Source organism: Streptomyces sp. LZ34 (assembly GCF_053890475.1).
Genome location: NZ_CM132680.1, coordinates 482044 through 501123, shown reverse-complemented (window position 1 = coordinate 501123; position 19080 = coordinate 482044). Strand labels below are relative to the sequence as shown.

Genomic DNA, 19080 nt, shown 5'->3' with positions numbered 1-19080 from the left:
GGTCAGGGGCCGTGCGCTCTCATGGAGCCAGGAGGGGCGAGATGATGAACACATGACACATCTTCGAAGAGCCCTGCCGCTGCTCCTGCTGCCGGTGGCGGTGGCGGTGACACTGTCCGCCTGTGGGACGGAGTCGGTGGACCGTTCCGAACTGGATGCCCGGGCCCGGGCATTGGGCACCGAGCTGGAGATGGTGTACGTGACCGACATACCCGGCTACACCCTCGCGCCCCAGTCCGTCGGCGTGATCGGCGACCACGGCTTCGGGGGCTCCTACACCAAGTCCGGCGGCGGAATGATCCAGCTACAGGTTGACGAGCGCAGGGGCGACCCCGCGGACTGCGCGGAGCCCCGAGGCTCCGAGTCCGAGAGCGAGAAGGTGACGTGCGAGCGGGACGGCGAGAGCTGGTACCGCGCGACGAAGACCGCCCATGAATACGTGCGCGAGGACGGCGGACGAGTCATCCGCCTGAGTGCCGACCGGGACAGCGTCACCCGCGACACCCTCCGCAAGGCCGCGGACGGGGCCCATCAGGCCGACGACAGTGAGCTGGCCGAGGTCCTGACGGAGTCCGCGGGCGACGGCGGCGGGCAGGGCGGCACAGAGCGCGGCGATCTGCCGACGTCGGGGGACGGTGCGCCGCAGGACCCGGCCGGGGTGACCGAGGGGACCAGCGGCTGAGGGCGAGGCCGGAGCTCGCAGTGCCGGGCGTGCGTGGTGTCCACTGCGCGACGCCTACACCGCCTGCGTCTGCGTCTGCGTCTGACCGGCCGGCCCGCCCCCCGCCGGGCGCCTTGAGCTCGCCACCGTGACGCCCCGAGACTGCCACCGGCACGGCCTGTCACGCCACGACAAGGCAAACGTTGCCTGACGCGCGCCGACACTAGACTTGAATCATTCGTTTTACTGTACGGATCGTCTTTGGGGGGGTAGGTTTGGCGCCATGACCGCATCCCAGACTCCCGCCACCGCCGAGGAGCTGCGCGGTGTCGGCCTGCGGGTGACGGCCGCCCGCGTCGCGCTGCTCGAGACCGTCCGGGACGGCGACCACCTCGATGTCGAGGCGATCGCCTCCCGGGTGCGTGATCGCGTGGGCCACATCTCCCTCCAGGCTGTGTATGAGGCCCTCCACGCGCTCACCGCGGCGGGGCTCATACGCCGTATCGAACCGGCCGGCAGCCCGGCCCGGTTCGAGGGACGTGTCGGGGACAACCACCACCACGTCGTGTGCCGGTCGTGCGGTGTCGTCGCCGACGTCGACTGCGCGGTCGGTGAGATCCCCTGCCTGACCGCGTCCGACGACCACGGCTTCTCGATCGAGGAGGCCGAGGTCATCTATTGGGGCCTGTGCCCCGACTGTTCCACCGCCCGCAGTTCCTGAGCACGTGATCCGCTCAGTCCGGAAGGATTCCCATGTCTGAGAACCATGAAGCAATCGTCGTAGACGCCAAAACGGAGGGCGGAGGCGGCTGCCCGGTCGCACACGGGCGCGCCCTGCACCCGACTCAGGGCGGCGGAAACAGCCAGTGGTGGCCGGAGCGGCTCAACCTGAAGATCCTCGCCAAGAACCCAGCCGTGGCCAACCCTCTCGGCGAGGAGTTCGACTACGCCGAGGCGTTCAAGTCCCTCGACCTTCCGGCCGTGAAACGGGACATCGCCGAGGTGCTGACGGACTCCAAGGACTGGTGGCCGGCCGACTTCGGTCACTACGGCCCCTTCATGATCCGTATGGCCTGGCACAGCGCGGGTACCTACCGCATCAGCGACGGCCGCGGCGGCGCCGGCGCCGGCCAGCAGCGCTTCGCCCCGCTGAACAGCTGGCCGGACAACGGCAACCTCGACAAGGCCCGCCGTCTGCTGTGGCCGGTCAAGAAGAAGTACGGCAAGAGCCTGTCCTGGGCCGACCTCATGGTCCTCACCGGCAACGTCGCCCTGGAGTCCATGGGCTTCACGACCTTCGGCTTCGCCGGCGGCCGCGAGGACGTGTGGGAGTCCGAGGAGGACGTGTACTGGGGTCCCGAGAAGGTCTGGCTCGACGACCAGCGCTACTCCGGCGACCGTGAGCTGGAGAGCCCCCTCGGCGCGGTCCAGATGGGCCTCATCTACGTCAACCCGGAGGGCCCGAACGGCAACCCGGACCCGATCGCCGCGGCCCGCGACATCCGTGAGACGTTCCGCCGCATGGCGATGAACGACGAGGAGACCGTCGCGCTGATCGCCGGTGGTCACACCTTCGGCAAGACCCACGGCGCCGGCCCGGCCGAGAGCGTCGGCCCGGACCCCGAGGCCGCCCCGATCGAGGCGCAGGGCCTCGGCTGGGCGAGCACCTACGGCACCGGCAAGGGCGGCGACGCGATCACCAGTGGCCTCGAGGTCACCTGGACCGCCACGCCGACCCAGTGGGGCAACGGCTTCTTCAAGAACCTGTTCGAGTACGAGTACGAGCTCACGCAGAGCCCGGCCGGCGCCAACCAGTGGGTGGCGAAGAACGCCGAGGCGATCATCCCCGACGCGCACGACCCGTCGAAGAAGAAGCTTCCGACGATGCTCACCACCGACCTGTCGCTGCGCTTCGACCCGGTCTACGAGCAGATCTCGCGTCGCTTCTACGAGAACCCGGAAGAGTTCGCGGACGCCTTCGCCCGCGCCTGGTACAAGCTGACCCACCGCGACATGGGTCCGAAGTCGCTGTACCTCGGCGCGGAGGTGCCGGAGGAGACCCTGCTGTGGCAGGACCCGCTGCCTCAGGCCGAGGGCGAGCCGGTCGACGCCGCCGACATCACGGCTCTGAAGGCCAAGCTGCTCGGCTCGGGCCTGACCGTCTCCCAGCTGGTGTCCACCGCGTGGGCATCGGCCTCGACCTTCCGTAACAGCGACAAGCGCGGCGGTGCCAACGGCGCCCGTATCCGTCTGCAGCCGCAGGCCGGCTGGGAGGTCAACGAGCCCGACGAGCTGGCGCAGGTGCTGCGTGTCATCGAGGGTATCCAGGCGGAGTTCAACTCCGGCGCCAAGAAGGTCTCCCTGGCCGACCTGATCGTCCTCGGTGGCGCCGCCGCCGTGGAAAAGGCCGCCAAGGACGCCGGTCACGACATCGAGGTGCCGTTCACCCCGGGTCGTGTGGACGCCACGGAGGAGCACACCGACGTGGAGTCCTTCGAGGCGCTGGAGCCCACCGCCGACGGCTTCCGCAACTACCTGGGCAAGGGCAACCGTCTGCTGGCCGAGTACCTGCTGCTCGACAGGGCGAACCTGCTGGGCCTGAGCGCCCCCGAGCTGACCGTCCTCGTCGGCGGCCTGCGCGTCCTGGGCGCCAACCACCAGCAGACCTCGTACGGCGTCTTCACCGACACCCCGGGCACGCTGACGAACGACTTCTTCGTCAACCTGCTGGACCTGGGCACGACGTGGAAGTCGATCTCCGAGGACCAGAACACCTTCGAGGGCCGCGACGACGCGACCGGCGAGGTCAAGTGGACCGGCACCCGCGCCGACCTCGTCTTCGGCTCGAACTCCGAGCTGCGCGCGCTCGCCGAGGTCTACGCGAGCGACGACGCGAAGGAGAAGTTCGTGAAGGACTTCGTCGACGCGTGGGTCAAGGTCTCGAACCTGGACCGGTTCGACCTCGTCTGATTCGAGCGAGTCCGATTCGAGCTCGTCTGATTCATGTCTGATGCATGACGTCCAGGTCGGCCCGCACCGGTCGGCCTGGACGTCCTCGGACCGGCATCAGCTCTCGGCGAGGACCTGCGTGAGCGCGTGGGAGACCTGCCGGATCATCCCCGGATTGGTCTCCCGGTAGTAGTCCAGGCCGGTGATCGCCTGGTACAGCGTCCAGCCCCGTCCGCGCAGGTAGGCGGCGGTGTCGACGCCGAGTTCGGAGAGGAACACCGCGCGGCTGCGGCCGGCGAAGATGTTCCAGGCCGGCTGCAGATCGCATGCCGGGTCGCCGGCGTTGAGCCCGCCCCAGTCAATGACCGCGGCCAGCCGGCCGTCGCTGACCAGCAGGTTGCCCGGGAGTAGATCGCCGTGCACCCACACATCGCGGTCCCACCGTGGTGCCGCGAGCGACTCCTCCCAGGAGCGGGTGACGGCGGCGCCGTCCACCCGGTCGCCGAGCCCTTTGATCGCGCGCCGGACGTGTTCGTCGTTCTCTGCCAACAACCCGCCCCGCGCGCCCCGGGCTCGTGGCGGCGCGCCGGTGGTATCGATGCGGCGCATCGCGGCGACGAAGCCGGCAAGGTCGGCGGCTGCTTGCTCCGGGTCGTCGATGGTGCCGTTGGCGTTCTCACCGGGCAGCCACTCGTAGACAGACCACGCGAAGGGGTAACCCTCGGCCGGCTGCCCCATGGCCACCTGCACGGGAAGGGCCAGCGGCAGGTGGGGCGCCAACCGGGGCAGCCAGGTCGCCTCACGCTCGGCCTGCCCGGCAGCCCACCCGATCCGTGGCATCCGGACGCAGAGCCGCTCGCCGAGCCGGTAGATGTCGTGGTCCGTACCGTAGGAGGCGACCAACTCGACCGGCTGCCACGCCCATTGCGGAAACTGCCGCTCCAGCAGCCGACGTACGAGCCCGGCGCTCGTCTCGACCTCGTCGGCGTGCATCTTGATCCGGCTCACCGCGCAACGTTCGCAGAGTGTCGTGACCACGGCAAGGTGCGGCCGTCAGGCCCCTCGGCTGACCCGTGTCCGGCGTACCCGGGGCTCACAGAGGCAGGGGACGGTTCTCGACGACGCTCTTCATGACGAGGGTGGAACTGAGGCGCTGGACACCGGGGAGAGTGGCGAGGCGGTCGTCGTAGAGCTTCTGGAAGGCGGCCAGGTCGCGGGTGACCACGCGCAGGAGGTAGTCGGGGTCGCCGAAGAGGCGCTGGGCCTGTAGGACGTACGGGATATCGGCGACGGCCTGCTCGAAGGCGGCGACGGTGTCGCGGTCCTCGTAGCGCATGGTCACGAAGACGAGCGCTTCGAAGGTCAGGCCGAGGACGCCGGCGTCGAGTTGCGCGCGGTAGCCGCTGATCGCGCCGGAGCGCTCCAGGGCGCGCAGGCGGCGGTGGCAGGGCGAGACGCTGAGGCGGACGCGCTCGGCGAGTTCGGTGACGGTGAGACGCCCATCGCGCTGTAGCTCGGTAAGGATTCTCTGATCGACCTCGTCCATGGAGAAGATTCTTCCACTGGCAGGCGGCAATCGTGGAAGATCGGAAACATATTCCGGCCTTGTGTGCCTGATCTCGCTCTCGGGAGGACGGGCTGCTGGCGGCGTCGCCCTGGCGCCACCGGCAGGCCGAGGCTCCCGTCCTGTTCGGATGAGCGCTGTCAGGACTTCGGCTGGGAGAAGCGGATGCTGTTGCCGAAGGGGTCGCGGAGGCCGCAGTCGATTCCGTACGGGCGATCGGTGGGTTCCTCGGTGAACTCGACGCCCTGGCCCAGCAGCGTCTCGTATGTCTTGCGGCAGTCGTCCGTGCTGAAGATGAGCGAGCCGGCCGTCGCCCCCTTGGTCACCAGCTCACGGACCTGCTGCGCCGTCTCCTCGGACATCGCGGGAGGGCCCGGCTTCTCCAGCAGGATCTGGCGCTCCGGGTGCCCGGGGACGCTGACGGTCAGCCAGCGCATGAAGCCCAGGTCGACGTCGGCGCTGACCTCCAGGCCGAGCTTGCCGACGTAGAAGTCGAGGGCCTCGTCCTGGTCGAGGACGTAGATGGTCGAGTGCGTGATGGCGTTGAACATGTGCATCACGCTACCGGGCCGGTCGGACGAAAACTTATCCAAAACTGCTCAGGCGACGGAGGGCGACGGGCCCACCTCCGGCGGGCGACGGGCTGTGGCTGGGGCAGGCCAGCAGCGCCACTCCGCTGCCCGAGCGGGCGCAGAGTGCCCGGCTCGACCGGCGGCCGTGCCCGCGCCAGCCCGCCCCCGCGCCCCCAGCCCGTCACCGCCGCTCTCATCAGCGAGCGGTCGACATCCGGCTCGCCATCGTGTGTTCGACAAGGGTGACGAGGGCGAGTTTGCTGGACTCGCGGGAGCGCGCGTCACACATCACCACTGGCACATGCGGATCGAGATCGAGCGCATAACGCACCTCGTCGGCGTCGAAGTCAGAGGCGCCGTCGAAACGGTTGACCGCGACGACGAACGACGTGCCGCGGTGCTCGAAGTAGTCGACGGCGGGGAAGGAGTCCTCGAGTCTGCGTGTGTCGGCCAGCACGATGGCCCCGAGTGCGCCGAGAGCCAACTCGTCCCACATGAACCAGAAGCGGTTCTGCCCGGGCGTACCGAAGAGGTACAGCACCAGGTCCCGGCTGATCGTGATCCGGCCGAAGTCCATGGCCACGGTTGTTGTGGTCTTCCCCTCCACCCCGCTGAGGTCGTCCACGCCCTCGCTCGTCTGTGTGATCACCTCCTCGGTCTGCAGCGGGGAGATCTCACTGACGGCACCGACCATGGTGGTCTTCCCTGCGCCGAACCCGCCGGCGATCAGGATCTTGACCGCCGTCGGGAGACTGCCGGCACCGGGATACGGCTCAGAGCCTGCGAATTCCATCGAGTACCGCCTGAAGTACGTGGATTTCCGGGGCCTCCGCCAGCGCGATCGGTGCGCGTGTGTGGATGGCTCCCATGTCGAGTAGGTCTCCGAGCAGGACCTTGGCCACTGTCGCGGGCATGTCCAGCCGAGCGGCAATCTCGGCAACGGAGAGAGGGGTGCCTGTGCACATGCGCAGGATCACGATGTGCTCCGGCTCGAGACCGTGGCGTGCGGTGTCGGTGTCCGTGGCGATGATCAGGGTGATCAGGTTGAACTCGTCGCGACTCGGCCGGGTCCGGCCGCCGGTTCTCGCGAACGAGCGCACGATGGGGCCTGCGTCCACGTCCCACCACGAGTCCTCCGGTTCGGACATGGGTCCTCACCTCAGAAGGGCGACGGCGAAACCGCTGCCGCCTGTCGAGGCGCCGCGGCGAGGTAGTCGCCGACACGCTTGACGATCAGGTTCATCTCATAGGCGACGAGACCGACGTCGATGTCGGCCTCGCCGAGGATGGCGAGGCAGGCACCTCGTCCCGCACCGGTCACGAACAGAAAGCAGTTCTCCAGTTCGACGATCGTCTGACGCACGGGGCCTCCGCCGAAGCGTCGTCCGACGCCCCCGGCCAGGCTCTGGAAACCCGAGGCGACAGCCGACATGTGTTCGGCGTCTTCACGACCGAGATCGCGCGAGTTGGCGATCACCAGTCCGTCGGCCGACAGCACGAGGACGTGCCTGGTCCTGGGGACCCGCCGGACGAGATCGTCCAGCATCCAGTTGAGGTCGGTGACCTGTTTCGGCATCTGTGTCATCGCGGGTCCCACTGCCCTTCTCCGGCCGGCCAGTTCCCGGCCTCATTGTCTTGTCCGCCGTCCTGTTCCCGCTCCGCGTCGACACGCCCCCGGTACGACTGACGCTGGTACATCGACATCAGTCGGCGTGCCTCGTCGGCCGACCGCTCCGCGGGCGCCGCCTCGGGCTCCGGGGGGGTCACGGGATGGAGCAGCTGCGGCTGCATGCTCGCCTGGCGGACCCGGCGAGGCAGTTGTTTCGACCTTCGCTGTGGCCGCTCCGGACGCGCCGTGCCGGTGTCCGTGTGCGGAAGGTCGTTGCGTATCGGTGTGACGTCGTCGGGCACGAGCGGCTCCTCCCGGCGGGGCACCGTCTCCAGGCGGGGCGGCGTCGTCCCCAGGCGCGGTGGCGTCGTCTCGCGGTGTGGTGGCGTCCCCTCCGGGCTCGGTGGCATCGAAACCTGCCCGACGCCGCCTGCCCACGTGGGCGAGTCGGCCGACGACCGCGTGTTGTTCGCCACCGGTGCCGCCGCCCCGGCCATCGCCTCGGCGCGGTCGTGGTTCGGAGCGTGGGTCTCGTTCACCTCGAGAAGCTCCGGCGGGGCCAGCACGATGGCCGAGGTGCCCCCGTAAGGGGAGGGACGCAGGGTGACCATGATGTTGTGGCGGGCCGCCAGCCTTGCGACGACGAACAGACCGAGACGGGTGTCCTGCGTGAAGCCCATGACATTGAACTCGGGCGCCGCCGCCAGCAGGCGGTTGGCCTCCTCACGCACCTCGTCGGCCATGCCGATGCCACGGTCCTCGATTTCGATCCCGAGCCCCTTGGGCACGACCTCGGCATGGATCGACACGCTCGTGTGCGGCGGGGCGAACGTCGTCGCGTTCTCGACCAGCTCGGACAGCAGGTGCATCATGTCGCCCGCCACCGGGCCGGCGAGCCTGACCTCGGGAATTCCGGCCAGCTTGACCCGGGAGTAGTCCTCGGTCTGTGAGGCCGCGCCCCGCAGGATCTCGGTCAACTGCACCGGCTGACGCCAGCGCCGGGCGGGTATCGCGCCGCCGAGGATGGACAGGTTCTCGGAGTTGCGCCGCATCCGCGTGGCGAGGTGATCCACCCGGAACAGCTCGGCGAGCAGATCGGGATCATCGCTTCCGCGTTCCAGCGTATCCAGCAGGGCGAGCTGACGGTGCACCAGTCCCTGGCTGCGCTGCGCGAGGTTGAGGAACACCCGGCTGAGGCCCTCGCGCGTTTCGGCCTGCTCGATCGCCGCGCGCACGGCGATGCGCTGCGCCGTGGCGAACGCCCCGGCGACCTGCCCGATCTCGTCCGGACCCTGCCCGATTTCGGGGACGGCCTCGGCGAGCTCGACCTTCTCGCCCTTCGCTAGCCGGGCCATGACCTGGGGCAGTTGCTCGTCGGCCAGCCGCAGCGTCGCGCCGCGGAGGTCCCGGAGCCGGCGGATCAGCGCCCGTGAGATCAGCACGGAGATCAGCACGGCCAGCACGATGGCCAGCAGGGTTCCCGCACTGGTCACGATCACCGAGGTCATCAGGGTGTCGACACGGTCGTTGGCGTATCCGACCGCGAACTCCACCTGGTCCAAGGTGAGCTGCTGCAGGCCTTCCGCCACCTTGAGCATCGAGGTCTGCCAGCTCTCGAAGCGGGTCGGGATCCGGCCGGACTTCATGGCCGACCGCTCCGCGGCGGCCAGCCTCGACCAGTCGGGGCCGACGGTGATCGCTTTATAGCGCTTGGCCTGCGCTCCCCGCAGAGCCGGCGCCACCACCTTCCACTGTTCCTGCTGCACGCCGACGAGCCGGTTGAACTGCCGCTGCTCCTCGGCGGACATGCCGGTGGGCGACGACAGTCCCGCGGACAGCACCGCGTTCTGCCGGGAGAGGCCCTCGAGCGCGCGGAACAGAGTGGCGGCGGTCGTGCCTTCGGTGAGCGACTTGGAGTCGTTGGTCAGGCGGGCTTCCGCCTCGAAGTACGTCATGCCGGTGCTCAAGGCGCCGGTGTAGAACTCGTATGCGGCGCTGTAATCCACCTTGCGTGCATCGATCTGCTGCCGGAATCCCGGCAGCATCTCGAGGCCCTTGCTGATCTGCCCGAAGATCCGCTTGAGGGCGGGCGGGTTGCTCTTGACCACCGGCCCCGCGGCCTCGCGCATCGCCGCCAGCTTCCGGTCGGTGTCCGCGCGCTGCCGCTCCAGCGGCCGCCGATCCGATCCGGGCCGGGCCAGGTAGATCATCGACAGTCGGCGCTCCTCCTGAAGCGCCACCATCGCGGTCTCGCTCTTGACCCCCACTCTCTCCACGTCCCGCACGGTCTGCCGCAGGTCCAGCGCCTCGTTGAACCCGTTGACCGTGTAGGTGCCCCATAGCGCGGTCAGGGCCAGACTCGGGACCGTCACCAGGACCAGGACGCGGGTCCGGATCGACCAGGGGCCTCGAGGCCCGCGTGCCGGGAGAAGGGCCCGCCGGGGGGCCGCCCGCTGCCTGGCCCGGCCCCGTTTCCCGCGTCTACCAGCGGTCGACCGGGCCTCGCGCCCCTGGGAAGGGGGCTGCGTGGGTGAACCCGAGGTAGGGGTCCCCTCGGCGTTATGTGGTGAATCGGACAGCAAGTTGAATATTCCCTTGCTTGGTGGAAAACCGGAGCATGTGATCCCCCGTATGGCATCGGCGCCCAGGGTTCCGGAACCCGGGGCGCCGATGTCGACGATTCGCGCACACAAACTTGTCAATTCGCGTACGGGGCCTCGGGTCGCGCGCGCGGCGGCGGGCACCCGTCATGCATGGCTGCCCGGGCGGCGGTTCTCCCCCACCTGGGACCGCCGGTATTCGCTGGGCGTGATGTCGTGGAATTGACGGAACATACGGGTGAAGACGGTCGGATTCTCGATTCCGACAGACCGGGCGATCGCGGCGATGGAGCGCTGTCGTTGCCGAGGGCTCGCCAGGTTTCTGCGCGCCTCTTCTATCCGGGTCTCACGAATGTGCCGCGCCGGTGACGTGCCGCTTTCCCGGAAGACGATCTCGACGTAGCGCACGGAGACCCCGAACGCCGCCGCCACCGTCTTCGCGGACAGATCCGGCTCGGCGAGATGTCGCTGTACGAAATCCCGCATGCGCAGGAGTTGCGCGTGGTGCCCGAGGAGGCCGTTCACCCCGGCCTGGTCGGTGAGCTCATCGGACCGCAGCACGGAGAACATCAACTCGCGCAAGGTATGTCCCAGTTCAGGCAGTAGATCCGGGTCGAATCGCTCGCTGCCGGCGCAGATCTCCCCGATCGCGGCCCTCAGGACACGCAGCACCGGATTCTCTGCGGCGATGCGGCGTCCGACGCGCTCCCTGTTGACCGGCATGACCCGCGCCACGTCCGCCCGAGGCAGCGTCAGCACGAGGTGATGGGCGAACTCGTCGGCGCTGAGCTGAAAGGGAGCCGTACTGTCGAGCAGAACCGCGTCCCCGCGGTGCAGCTGGGTCCGCACATTTCCATTGAACGACAGACTTTTCTCCTGGGCGATCGACAGCAAGTAGAAGTCGTCCTGGTTTCCGGTGAGCATCCTGGGGGCGCGCACGACTCTCACCGGGTCGGAACCGACGTCGGTCAGGGTGAGGAATCCCAGGTCGAGCTGGCGGGCCCAGCCCGTGTAGCCGGCGCCGTCCCCTGTGCCGCCGATCGGGATCGCGTCGAGTTCGACCAGGGCGTCGTGCAGCATTCCGCGCCAGGCGTCGACGTCAGGGGCCCCTCCCCGGGGCGGCTGCGAGGTCTTGGGGGGCAGGCTCATCGCACCATCCTTCCTTCCTTCGTATGATTCGCAGGAATCGAGCGATCCAGAAATGTACAGAGCGGGTGCGCGGATCGTCGGTTCATGACGGGATTGGAAGCTCACTATGTTCTCCGTCGCTCCCCTTCCTGGGGCGGTCGCAGCGGAAGCTGCACAGCAGGAGGTGTACATGCGCAGGGCCGTCGTACTCGGGGGCAGCATCGCGGGGCTGCTGGCTGCCCGGGTGCTCAGTGATCACGCCGACGAGGTGCTGATCCTCGAGCGGGATGACGTCGCCCCCTCGGGCGCCTTCGGGGGCGGCCGGGACCCTCGGCCCGGTGTCCCGCAAGGCACCCAGATGCACGCTCTGTTGGACGCGGGCCGCCGGAGGATCGACCAGTGGTTCCCCGGGTTCGCCACCGAACTCGTCGCCGACGGTGCCACACTCGCGGACACGGGCTCGGGTGTGCACAGTTACTTCGAGGGCAGCCTCAAGGTGCCGGTCGACGGCGTGGAGATGGTCAGCGCCACGCGGCCCTTCCTGGAGGCACACCTCCGCCGCAGGGTGTTGGCGCTCGACAATCTGCGTCTGGTCAACGGCCGCGTGCGCGGGCTGGCCTTCACCGGCGACCGGGTGAGCGGGGTGCGATACGCGGGCACGGGCACGGCTGATGAGGATGTCCTGGACGCCGACCTGGTGGTCGACGCGACCGGCCGCGCCAGCCGGATCGGAGCCTGGCTGCAGGAGGGCGGTTGGCCCGAGCCCACGACGCGGCGCATGCACGTCGATCTCGGCTATGCCACCGCGCTGTTCCGTCGCCCCGAAGGCCCGCACGGCGCGACGTTGGCCCAGTCCCTGGCGACCCTGCCGGACGGCCGGCTGCGGCTGGGCACCCTGGGCCGCGTCGAGGGAGATCGGTGGATCGTCCTGGTGGCCGGGTACGCGGACGACCGCCCGGGCCGGGGTATCGAGGAGTTCCTGCTCCGCTGCAAGGAGGACCCGGCGGCGCCGTTCCGCCAGTTGGCCGAGGACGGCGAGCCGATGGGAGAGCCGGTCAGCTACCGGCATCCGGACAATCGACGGCGCGACTTCCACCTCCTGGACCGGTTCCCCGCCGGGCTCATCGCGACCGGTGACACCCTGGCCTCGTTCAACCCCATCTACGGTCAGGGCATGTCCTCGGCCACGATGCACGCCTCCTGCCTGGCGGCCTATCTCGAATCCGGGCAGTCCTTGCGGGATCCGGCATGGTCGTACTTCAAGCAGGCCCGGGCCGTCGTGGACGACGCGTGGCAGACCTCCGCCCTCAACGACCTGAAGCTGCCGCACGTCCCCGGACCACGGCCACGGGGCTTCAAGGTCGCCTCCCGGCTCAGCGACCTCATCGTCCGGGCGTCGGTGACCGATCCGGTGATACATCGGCGCTTCCTGGAGGTGATGCACATGCTCTCCCCCGCGAAGACGCTGATGCGTCCCGGGACGCTGATGCGAGCGGCTTGGGCGGTGCGCAAGCAGGGTACCCCCGCGGCCGGTGCGCCGCTCGATGTCGCCGCGTGAACGAAGCCGTCGCACCCGTCGAATGCGGCCGACGACGCCTCCTGGCGGGTGACCACGCTGGACACCGTAGCTGTGGTGTGATGGCTCCGTGAGCCGTGCCACAGAGGACATCAACCGCCGCATGCTTCGGGCGCGGGACGCGATGGACCGCGCCTATGCGGGGCCGTTGGACGTCCCGGCCCTGGCCCGGATCGCCCATGTGTCGGAGGCGCACTTCACGCGCACCTTCCGGGCCACGTTCGGCGAGACGCCGCACCGCTACCTACAGCGCCGCCGCGTCGAGCGGGCGATGTTCCTGCTGCGGGAGAGCGACCGCAGTGTGACGGACATCTGCTTCGACGTCGGCTTCGGCAGCCCGGGAACCTTCAGCCGTACGTTCCGTGACATCGTCGGCCGGTCGCCGAGGGCGTACCGCAAGGTAGCGGCGGCCGTCGACGTGCCGACGTGCTTCACGATGGCGTGGATGCGGCCCAGCGCCTGACGCGGTCCGAGGAGACGGCGCGGCAGGGCCGGGGGTCGTCGGCGAGTGCGGCGGGCGGGTCAAGTCTCGCTCATCGCGTCGTAAGGTCCGGTCGGGGGGTGCGGCCCGCCAGCTCCAGCAGTTCGTCGACCGACCACTGGTCGTAGACGTGCTCGCCGTACTTGGCGGCGACGACACGGCCGTCGCTCGCGATCAGGAAGTCGGCCGGCAGGCCGAGCCGGCCTCCGGGCTGCCTGCGCGCGGGGGTGTGCTCGCGCCCGCGGAGTACCGCCCACGTGCTGCGCAGGATCGCCCGGACGATCGGCCCCCAGGCGCGGGGGCTGAGCAGCGCGCGGGGGGCCGACTCCACGCCGAACTCGGCGTACAGCCGCTTGGCGGGATCGGCGACGACGGCGAATGGCAGGTCGGCCGTGTGCTCCCGTAGCTCCTCGGCGGGGGAGTGGAAGATCACGACCTCATGAATGCCGGCCGCCTCGATCTCCTTGTGCCGCCGCGCCACGGACCGCAGGTGCAGATTGCAGACCGGACAGCCGGCGAAGCGCCGGAACTGAAGGTGGACCAGTCGGTCAGCGGCGGGGACGGCGACCGGCGGGCCGGAGACGGTGGTGAGATCGCGGGGGCTGACGACCGAGCCGGGGCCCAACGGCCTTCGGTGCATGGGCATCTGAGGTGTCCCTTCGTAGGCGTACGGTGCACGCTTACGATCGTAGGCGTATGCCGTACGCTGTCAAGCGCCATGCCACGCCCCCGTTCACTCACACACGATCAACTCGTCTCCGCCGCCCTCGCCGTCATCGACCGCGACGGGCTGGCCGGGCTGTCGATGCGCGCGGTCGCCAAGGAACTCGGCATGAGCACGATGGGGCTCTACCGGTATGTGGACGACCGCGAGGAGCTCGAGCGGCTCGTCGTGGAGTCCGTACTCGGCGCCGTCGACACCGAACCGCCACCTTCGGACGCGCCATGGCGTGAGCGCATCGAGGTCATGGCGGGGCGCCTGCGCGCCGCCATGGGCGCGCATCCCGCGGTCCTGCCGCTGACGGTCGCTCACCGCCATCAATCCCCGGGGGTGCTCCGCTGGTCGGAGACGGTGCTCGCCATCCTCATCGAGGCGGGCTTCCACGGCGAACAACGGGTCATCGCGCTACGCAGCCTGGTCGCCTATGTGAACGGGGCTCTCCAGCTGGAACATCTCGGGCCCCTGTCCGGTGAGGGTACGATCGCCATCTCGGCGCTGTCGCCGAGCGATTTCCCGCATATGGCCGACACCGCGCGGCTGGCCCGGAGCGTCAGCGCCGACCAGGAGTTCCTCGGCGGGCTCCGCGTGCTGATACGCGGTCTGAGCCCGGTCGGTGGTCCTTGCTGAGCAAGCCGGCGATGAGGACAGCGCCGAGCGCGTTCCTCACGGCGTTCCGCCGAACCGTCGGTACCTCTTCGAAGCTCTACCTCAATGGCGTGGCTGACATTTTCAGTACGTAGCCCGCGCCCGGGCCGCCCGGGTCAGATGGCTCACGCAGGAAGCCCCGGCGTTCGATCGGGAGCCGTCCGGGCAGACGACGTTCTCCCAAGTCGTCGTCGAAAGGTCGGCATCCCGCATCCGCGCGCCGCGGAGATTCGAGTCGGACAGCGTTGCCCCGGCCAGGTCGGCGCCGCTCAGGTCCGCTTCGGTGAGGTCGACGTGGGTGAGGGACGCCGCCCGCAGATCCGCGTCGGCCAGGTGTGCGCCGCCGAAGCTGACGTCCGCGAGGAGACCCTTGCCGAGCAGAGCGTCGCTCAGATCGGCGCCCCGCAGGTCGACCTCCGAGAGGGAGGCGGAGCTGAGGTCGGCCCCGCGGAGGTCGGCATCGCGCAGGTCGACGTTCTCCAGCGACGCGCCGGTCAGCCGCGCTTTGTAGAGGTTGCCGTGGCGCAGGTTCGCTGTGGACACCAGGCCGGTCAGCGTGGAGCCTTCGAGGTTGACGCAGCGCAGTGTCTTCTGCCACAGCTCGTCACCGGCGACGGTACGGCTGGAGAGGTCCTTGCCCGTGTGGTCGGAACAGCTCCGGCCATGGCTGTCCTCCCCGCAGCCGAAGAGAAACGCCGAGGACATGGCGGTCACGATGACGCAAGAGAGCGAACGGGGCCAACGCGTGTTCATGGGCCATCCCTGCCGCCGCTTGGTCGCGGAGTGCCGTGCGGTACCGACGAGGGCGCGGGAAACCGTGGTGCCCGCGCCGTCCGCCAGCGTAGACGAGCCCCGGGAACGGGTGCCGCACTCGCCGCGGTCCCCGCGTGTTGCCTTCCGGGCGTACCCCAGGACCGGTGTCAGGCGGCGGCGCGCGGAGGGTCGACGGGACCGCGGAATGTTGCCCGGTAGCCTCCCGGCGAGGTGCCCAGTGCCGTCTGGAAGTGCTGCCGCAGATTTGCGGCCGTGCCCAGACCCGCCCGTGCGGCGACGTGGCTGACGGGCAGGTCTGATTCCTCCAGCAGTTCCCTGGCGCGTTCGATACGTTGTTGGATCAGCCAGTTCATCGGGGTCATGCCGACCTCTTCCCGGAAGCGGCGGGTGAAGTGCCGTACGCTCATGGCCTCCTGGGACGCCATCTGCTGCAAGGTGATGGGCTCCTCGAGGCGCTCCAGTGCCCAACTGCGGGCGGCCGAGGTCGAGGGCGACATGGGTTCGGGGACGGGGCGGCGTATGTACTGGACCTGTCCGCCGTCGCGGTGGGGCGGCACAACCGTGCGGCGGGCGACGTCGTTGGCGACGGCCGTGCCGTGGTCACTGCGGATCATGTGCAGACACAGGTCGATTCCGGAGGCGCAGCCGGCGGAGGTCAGCACGTCCCCGCCGTCCGTGTAGAGAACGTCGGCGTCCACTCGGACCTGGGGGAAGAGGTCGGCGAAGCGGTCCGTGTAGCGCCAGTGCGTCGTCGCGGTGTGTCCGTCCAGCAGCCCGGCGGAGGCGAGCACGAAGGCGCCCGTGCAGATGGAAGCCACGCGTGTGCCTGGGCGGATGAGGGCGAGTGCGTCGCTGAGCTGCGGCGATATCGCCGGCTCGGTCTGTGTGTAGTCCTCGTAGGAAGACAGCACCATCACGGTGTCGGCTTCGGCGAGGGCCTCGGGGCCATGGGGGACTGTCACCGTGAAGTCGCCGTCCGTGCGAAGCTCGCCGGCCTTCAGCGCGCAGGTGACGACCTCGTACAGGGGCTCCCCGTCCCCCGAGGCCCCCGCTCTCGCCTGGCCGAAGAGCTGGTGAACGATGCCCAGCTCGATCGGGAGCAGCACCTGGCGGGCAAGGACGGCGACATGGTGGCGGTCGGGGCGCGAGAAAACAGCCATGGCCATATACTTGCGCATCACGGCCATCCAGACACTCGATTCGACGGACCCTCGGCGATCAGTGTTGAGCCATGGCTCAGCAGACCCAGACCTCACCGACCACCGCATCGCAGACACCGAGGCTCCGGCCGCACCGCGCCTGGGTGATCGCCGTTACGGCGGGGGCGGCCATCGTCACGGCCGGCGCGTTCACGACCGTTCCCGGCCTGCTGGTGACTCCCCTGCATGAGGAATACGCCTGGGACCGCGGACACATCGCGCTGGCGGCTTCGGTGAACATGGTGCTCTTCGGCCTCACCGCCCCCTTCGCGGCGGCCCTCATGGACCGCTTCGGCCTGCGCCGTGTGGTCGTCGGCGCCCTGCTCCTCATCGCCACGGGAGCCGTGCTCACCAGCGTCATGACGGCGGCCTGGCAACTGGTCGCTTACTGGGGCGTCTTGATCGGCCTTGGCAGTGGCTGCCTCACCATGACCTTCGCCGCCACCCTCAGCGGCGCCTGGTTCGAGCGGCGGCGCGGCCTGGTCACCGGTGCGCTCAGTGCCTCCAGCCATCTGGGGCAGCTGCTGTTTCTGCCCCTGCTCGCCTGGGCCGTCGATGGTTACGGCTGGCGGCCGCCGGTGGTGACGCTGGCGCTCGTGGCGCTGGCAGTGACCGGACTGGTGTGGCTGCTGCTGTGCGACCACCCGGCCGACGTGGGCATGAAGCCGTATGGAGCCGACACGTTCGTGCCCAAGCCGATGCCCGCGGCCGGGGCGGCCATGCGCACCCTGAAGGTCCTGTACGACGCCGCCCGCACCGGACCGTTCTGGCTGCTGGCCGGCATGTTCTTCATCTGTGGCGCCTCCACCAACGGGATCATGTGGAGCAATTGGGCGCCCGCGGCCCACGACCACGGAATGCGGGTCACCGTGGCGGCCTCGATGCTGTCTCTGATCGGTGTCTTCTCCTCTCTGGGCGCCGTTGTCTCCGGCTGGCTCACGGACCGTATCGACCCGCGTGTTCTGCTGTCCGTGTACTTCTCGACCCGCGCGCTCACCTTGCTGGCGCTGCCGATGGTGCTCTCGTCGACCGTCCAGCCCTCGTTGATCGTGTTCCTGGTCGTCTACGGCCTCGTCGACGTGGCGACTGTCCCGCCGGTCATCGCGCTCGCTCGGCGCTGCTACGGCGAGGACGGTCCCATCGTCTTCGGCTGGACCAACTCCGCTCACCAACTGGGCGCGGGCACATCGGCCTTCCTGGGCGCCACCGCCCGCGATCTGTTCGGCACCTACGACGTCGTCTGGACCGCGCTGAGCGCGGTCTGCCTGGTCGCGGCCCTGCTGGCCCTCGCTTTCCGTTCGGGTCAGCCTGTCGTGCGGGTCAGAGGTCGATGACCAAGCACAGGCCGTCCGCGGCCGTCAGCGCTCCGGTGAGCGCGACGGCCGATTGTCGGTCAGACGAGCTTCTCGAAGAAGAACTCGTGCTTGAGGAACGACGTCTCGTGCTCCGCCCCGGGGTACGGTGGGATGAGCTGGGCGGCCTGGAACAGCCGCCAGCCGTTCTCGAGCGCGGCGACACCCGTCTGGTACGGGGGCTCGTCGCTGTCGCCGGTCGTGGGGTGGGTGCGGCCGGTGCCGTCGTAGCGGGCCCAGCCGACGACCCCGGAGTCGAGGGCGGAGGTTTGCAGGTACAGGACGAGGACCTGCTGCCTCACCACGTTCTCCACGATCCCGGTGTCCGTGGTGTGCTCGCTGTTCTCGCTGTGCTCGCTGTTCTGGCTGGTCACGCCTCGCTCCTCTGCGCGGGCCGGTTGGCGATGCGGGTGGCCCAGTAGTCGATGTCGAAGTCGGGGTCGGCGGTCATGGCCCGCCACAGCTTGATGCGGTTGTAGATCTCCAGCCGGGCGGTGGCCGGCTCATACCACGGGAAGCGCCGTGACAGCTCCTCGCTGACGGCCGGGCCGGCAGGGCTGTTGAGGTCTGTGGTGTCCCACAGGCGGACCTGCGGCACGGTCGGGTTGAAGCGGATCTTGTACATGGAGCGGGTACGGTCGCTGTCGTTGCGGCGTCCGCCGTGCCAGATCCCGTGATGCAGCAGGATGACGGTGCCGGCCGGACAGGTCAGCCGGGTCTGGCCGAGCAGGTTCTGGTAGCGGCCGGTGTCGGATTCGTTGGTGCGGCGCAGATGGCTACCCGGGACGATGAGCGTGCCGCCCATCTCCGCGGTGACCTCCTGCGGGTAGTACATGAGCTGCACGTCGAACGCGTCGGGCCGCAGGTCGATGAGGGCGTCGGCGTGCAGCGGCTGGGCGCTGCCCTCGTGCGGTTCCCGGGTGTGCACGAAGTGGTGGTCGACGGTCGGGTCCGGCCCCACCAGACTCGTCAACGCGCCCGCTACGGCGGGGAGGTCGACGAGCCGACGGGCGAAGGAGCCCTCGGGGAACGCCTTGGCGACGGGGCTGCCGTACGGCACCGAGGGCACCCCGGTGTCGAAGACGCCGAACGCCTCGTCGTTCATCTCCTGGGGGACGATCCCGTCGAGCCGCAGAAAGCCATGCGCCACGAACTGCGCCACCTGGACGGAAGTCAGAAGGTGTCGTGTGGTTGACATGCGACAACCATAGGAAGCCTCACCCTGGCAGTCGTGGGTTGTAATCAGCAA

At 69.3% G+C, this 19080-nt stretch carries 20 protein-coding genes; 7 read left to right on the top strand and 13 right to left on the bottom strand.

The window, feature by feature from the left end:
- The first annotated feature begins 52 nt into the window (after positions 1 to 52).
- The 3 genes from ACWY4P_RS02030 (at position 53) to katG (ending at position 3631) form a co-directional block, all read left to right on the top strand.
- Positions 53 to 682 (top strand): hypothetical protein, encoded by a 630-nt coding sequence (locus ACWY4P_RS02030; RefSeq protein ID WP_456208346.1) that lies wholly within the window; start codon positions 53 to 55, stop codon positions 680 to 682.
- Between the two features lie 262 nt (positions 683 to 944).
- Complete coding sequence (locus tag ACWY4P_RS02025; protein ID WP_456208345.1) at positions 945 to 1382, top strand: Fur family transcriptional regulator; 438 nt, start codon at positions 945 to 947, stop codon at positions 1380 to 1382.
- Positions 1383 to 1414: 32 nt separating this feature from the next.
- Entirely contained in the window at positions 1415 to 3631 is a 2217-nt protein-coding gene (katG, locus tag ACWY4P_RS02020) for a catalase/peroxidase HPI (RefSeq protein WP_456208344.1), read from the top strand.
- 96 nt (positions 3632 to 3727) lie between these two features.
- Here katG and ACWY4P_RS02015 read toward each other — a convergent pair whose 3' ends face one another.
- The 8 genes from ACWY4P_RS02015 to ACWY4P_RS01980 all read right to left on the bottom strand — a co-directional run bounded on the left by ACWY4P_RS02015 (position 3728) and on the right by ACWY4P_RS01980 (position 11104).
- A complete protein-coding gene (locus tag ACWY4P_RS02015; protein WP_456208343.1) occupies positions 3728 to 4618 on the bottom strand; it encodes an aminoglycoside phosphotransferase family protein in 891 nt (296 codons plus the stop codon).
- A gap of 85 nt (positions 4619 to 4703) precedes the next feature.
- Positions 4704 to 5156, bottom strand: a complete 453-nt coding sequence (locus ACWY4P_RS02010; protein WP_456208342.1) for an Lrp/AsnC family transcriptional regulator — start codon at positions 5154 to 5156, stop codon at positions 4704 to 4706.
- 158 nt (positions 5157 to 5314) lie between these two features.
- Complete coding sequence (locus ACWY4P_RS02005) at positions 5315 to 5725, bottom strand: VOC family protein (RefSeq protein ID WP_456208341.1); 411 nt, start codon at positions 5723 to 5725, stop codon at positions 5315 to 5317.
- A gap of 217 nt (positions 5726 to 5942) precedes the next feature.
- Positions 5943 to 6539 (bottom strand): GTP-binding protein, encoded by a 597-nt coding sequence (locus ACWY4P_RS02000; RefSeq protein WP_456208340.1) that lies wholly within the window; start codon positions 6537 to 6539, stop codon positions 5943 to 5945.
- Positions 6520 to 6894 carry a DUF742 domain-containing protein gene (locus ACWY4P_RS01995; protein ID WP_456208339.1) on the bottom strand — a complete coding sequence of 125 codons (375 nt, stop codon included), beginning with the start codon at positions 6892 to 6894 and terminating at the stop codon, positions 6520 to 6522. Before ACWY4P_RS01995 ends, ACWY4P_RS02000 begins: the two co-directional genes overlap by 20 nt.
- A gap of 11 nt (positions 6895 to 6905) precedes the next feature.
- Positions 6906 to 7322: a roadblock/LC7 domain-containing protein gene (locus ACWY4P_RS01990; protein WP_358847711.1), complete on the bottom strand. Its 417-nt coding sequence runs from the start codon at positions 7320 to 7322 to the stop codon at positions 6906 to 6908.
- A 5-nt stretch (positions 7323 to 7327) separates the two neighbouring features.
- Positions 7328 to 9727, bottom strand: coding sequence for a sensor histidine kinase (locus tag ACWY4P_RS01985; protein ID WP_456208338.1), 2400 nt, complete (start codon positions 9725 to 9727; stop codon positions 7328 to 7330).
- 375 nt (positions 9728 to 10102) lie between these two features.
- Complete coding sequence (locus ACWY4P_RS01980) at positions 10103 to 11104, bottom strand: AraC-like ligand-binding domain-containing protein (protein WP_456208337.1); 1002 nt, start codon at positions 11102 to 11104, stop codon at positions 10103 to 10105.
- Positions 11105 to 11273: 169 nt separating this feature from the next.
- Between ACWY4P_RS01980 and ACWY4P_RS01975 the strand changes: the two genes are divergently transcribed.
- On the top strand, positions 11274 to 12641 hold the full coding sequence (locus ACWY4P_RS01975; RefSeq protein ID WP_456208336.1) for an NAD(P)/FAD-dependent oxidoreductase: 1368 nt from the start codon (positions 11274 to 11276) through the stop codon (positions 12639 to 12641).
- 121 nt (positions 12642 to 12762) lie between these two features.
- Positions 12763 to 13122: a helix-turn-helix domain-containing protein gene (locus ACWY4P_RS01970; RefSeq protein WP_456212780.1), complete on the top strand. Its 360-nt coding sequence runs from the start codon at positions 12763 to 12765 to the stop codon at positions 13120 to 13122.
- Positions 13123 to 13192: 70 nt separating this feature from the next.
- Here the strand turns inward: ACWY4P_RS01970 and ACWY4P_RS01965 are convergent, their stop codons facing one another.
- A complete protein-coding gene (locus ACWY4P_RS01965; RefSeq protein ID WP_456208335.1) occupies positions 13193 to 13786 on the bottom strand; it encodes a peroxiredoxin-like family protein in 594 nt (197 codons plus the stop codon).
- Between the two features lie 72 nt (positions 13787 to 13858).
- Between ACWY4P_RS01965 and ACWY4P_RS01960 the strand changes: the two genes are divergently transcribed.
- Positions 13859 to 14488, top strand: coding sequence for a TetR/AcrR family transcriptional regulator (locus tag ACWY4P_RS01960; protein WP_456208334.1), 630 nt, complete (start codon positions 13859 to 13861; stop codon positions 14486 to 14488).
- Between the two features lie 102 nt (positions 14489 to 14590).
- On the opposite strand, the gene ACWY4P_RS01955 is transcribed toward ACWY4P_RS01960, so the two are convergent.
- Both ACWY4P_RS01955 and ACWY4P_RS01950 read right to left on the bottom strand, forming a co-directional pair.
- Entirely contained in the window at positions 14591 to 15211 is a 621-nt protein-coding gene (locus ACWY4P_RS01955; protein WP_456208333.1) for a pentapeptide repeat-containing protein, read from the bottom strand.
- A gap of 215 nt (positions 15212 to 15426) precedes the next feature.
- On the bottom strand, positions 15427 to 16446 hold the full coding sequence (locus tag ACWY4P_RS01950) for a GlxA family transcriptional regulator (RefSeq protein ID WP_456212779.1): 1020 nt from the start codon (positions 16444 to 16446) through the stop codon (positions 15427 to 15429).
- Between the two features lie 65 nt (positions 16447 to 16511).
- On the opposite strand from ACWY4P_RS01950, the gene ACWY4P_RS01945 reads away from it, so the two are divergent.
- The gene (locus ACWY4P_RS01945) at positions 16512 to 17813 is read left to right on the top strand and encodes an MFS transporter (protein WP_456208332.1); all 1302 of its coding nucleotides are present in this window, start codon (positions 16512 to 16514) and stop codon (positions 17811 to 17813) included.
- A gap of 59 nt (positions 17814 to 17872) precedes the next feature.
- Here ACWY4P_RS01945 and ACWY4P_RS01940 read toward each other — a convergent pair whose 3' ends face one another.
- Positions 17873 to 18133, bottom strand: coding sequence for a hypothetical protein (locus tag ACWY4P_RS01940; protein WP_456212778.1), 261 nt, complete (start codon positions 18131 to 18133; stop codon positions 17873 to 17875).
- A gap of 68 nt (positions 18134 to 18201) precedes the next feature.
- Positions 18202 to 19029, bottom strand: a complete 828-nt coding sequence (locus ACWY4P_RS01935) for a phytanoyl-CoA dioxygenase family protein (protein ID WP_456208331.1) — start codon at positions 19027 to 19029, stop codon at positions 18202 to 18204.
- Between the last annotated feature and the right edge of the window lie 51 nt (positions 19030 to 19080).

What these genes read in the sequence shown, in the direction of transcription:
- ACWY4P_RS01965 (WP_456208335.1), bottom strand. Translation starts at nt 13,786, where the DNA reads ATGCCCATGCACCGAAGGCCGTTGGGCCCCGGCTCGGTCGTCAGCCCC.
- ACWY4P_RS01990 (WP_358847711.1), bottom strand. Translation starts at nt 7,322, where the DNA reads ATGCCGAAACAGGTCACCGACCTCAACTGGATGCTGGACGATCTCGTC.
- ACWY4P_RS01970 (WP_456212780.1), top strand. Translation starts at nt 12,763, where the DNA reads ATGCTTCGGGCGCGGGACGCGATGGACCGCGCCTATGCGGGGCCGTTG.
- ACWY4P_RS01935 (WP_456208331.1), bottom strand. Translation starts at nt 19,029, where the DNA reads ATGTCAACCACACGACACCTTCTGACTTCCGTCCAGGTGGCGCAGTTC.
- ACWY4P_RS02000 (WP_456208340.1), bottom strand. Translation starts at nt 6,539, where the DNA reads ATGGAATTCGCAGGCTCTGAGCCGTATCCCGGTGCCGGCAGTCTCCCG.
- ACWY4P_RS01980 (WP_456208337.1), bottom strand. Translation starts at nt 11,104, where the DNA reads ATGAGCCTGCCCCCCAAGACCTCGCAGCCGCCCCGGGGAGGGGCCCCT.
- ACWY4P_RS01945 (WP_456208332.1), top strand. Translation starts at nt 16,512, where the DNA reads ATGGCTCAGCAGACCCAGACCTCACCGACCACCGCATCGCAGACACCG.
- ACWY4P_RS01950 (WP_456212779.1), bottom strand. Translation starts at nt 16,446, where the DNA reads ATGGCCATGGCTGTTTTCTCGCGCCCCGACCGCCACCATGTCGCCGTC.
- ACWY4P_RS01975 (WP_456208336.1), top strand. Translation starts at nt 11,274, where the DNA reads ATGCGCAGGGCCGTCGTACTCGGGGGCAGCATCGCGGGGCTGCTGGCT.
- ACWY4P_RS01960 (WP_456208334.1), top strand. Translation starts at nt 13,859, where the DNA reads ATGCCACGCCCCCGTTCACTCACACACGATCAACTCGTCTCCGCCGCC.
- ACWY4P_RS02025 (WP_456208345.1), top strand. Translation starts at nt 945, where the DNA reads ATGACCGCATCCCAGACTCCCGCCACCGCCGAGGAGCTGCGCGGTGTC.
- ACWY4P_RS01955 (WP_456208333.1), bottom strand. Translation starts at nt 15,211, where the DNA reads ATGTCCTCGGCGTTTCTCTTCGGCTGCGGGGAGGACAGCCATGGCCGG.
- katG (WP_456208344.1), top strand. Translation starts at nt 1,415, where the DNA reads ATGTCTGAGAACCATGAAGCAATCGTCGTAGACGCCAAAACGGAGGGC.
- ACWY4P_RS02010 (WP_456208342.1), bottom strand. Translation starts at nt 5,156, where the DNA reads ATGGACGAGGTCGATCAGAGAATCCTTACCGAGCTACAGCGCGATGGG.
- ACWY4P_RS01995 (WP_456208339.1), bottom strand. Translation starts at nt 6,894, where the DNA reads ATGTCCGAACCGGAGGACTCGTGGTGGGACGTGGACGCAGGCCCCATC.
- ACWY4P_RS02030 (WP_456208346.1), top strand. Translation starts at nt 53, where the DNA reads ATGACACATCTTCGAAGAGCCCTGCCGCTGCTCCTGCTGCCGGTGGCG.
- ACWY4P_RS02005 (WP_456208341.1), bottom strand. Translation starts at nt 5,725, where the DNA reads ATGTTCAACGCCATCACGCACTCGACCATCTACGTCCTCGACCAGGAC.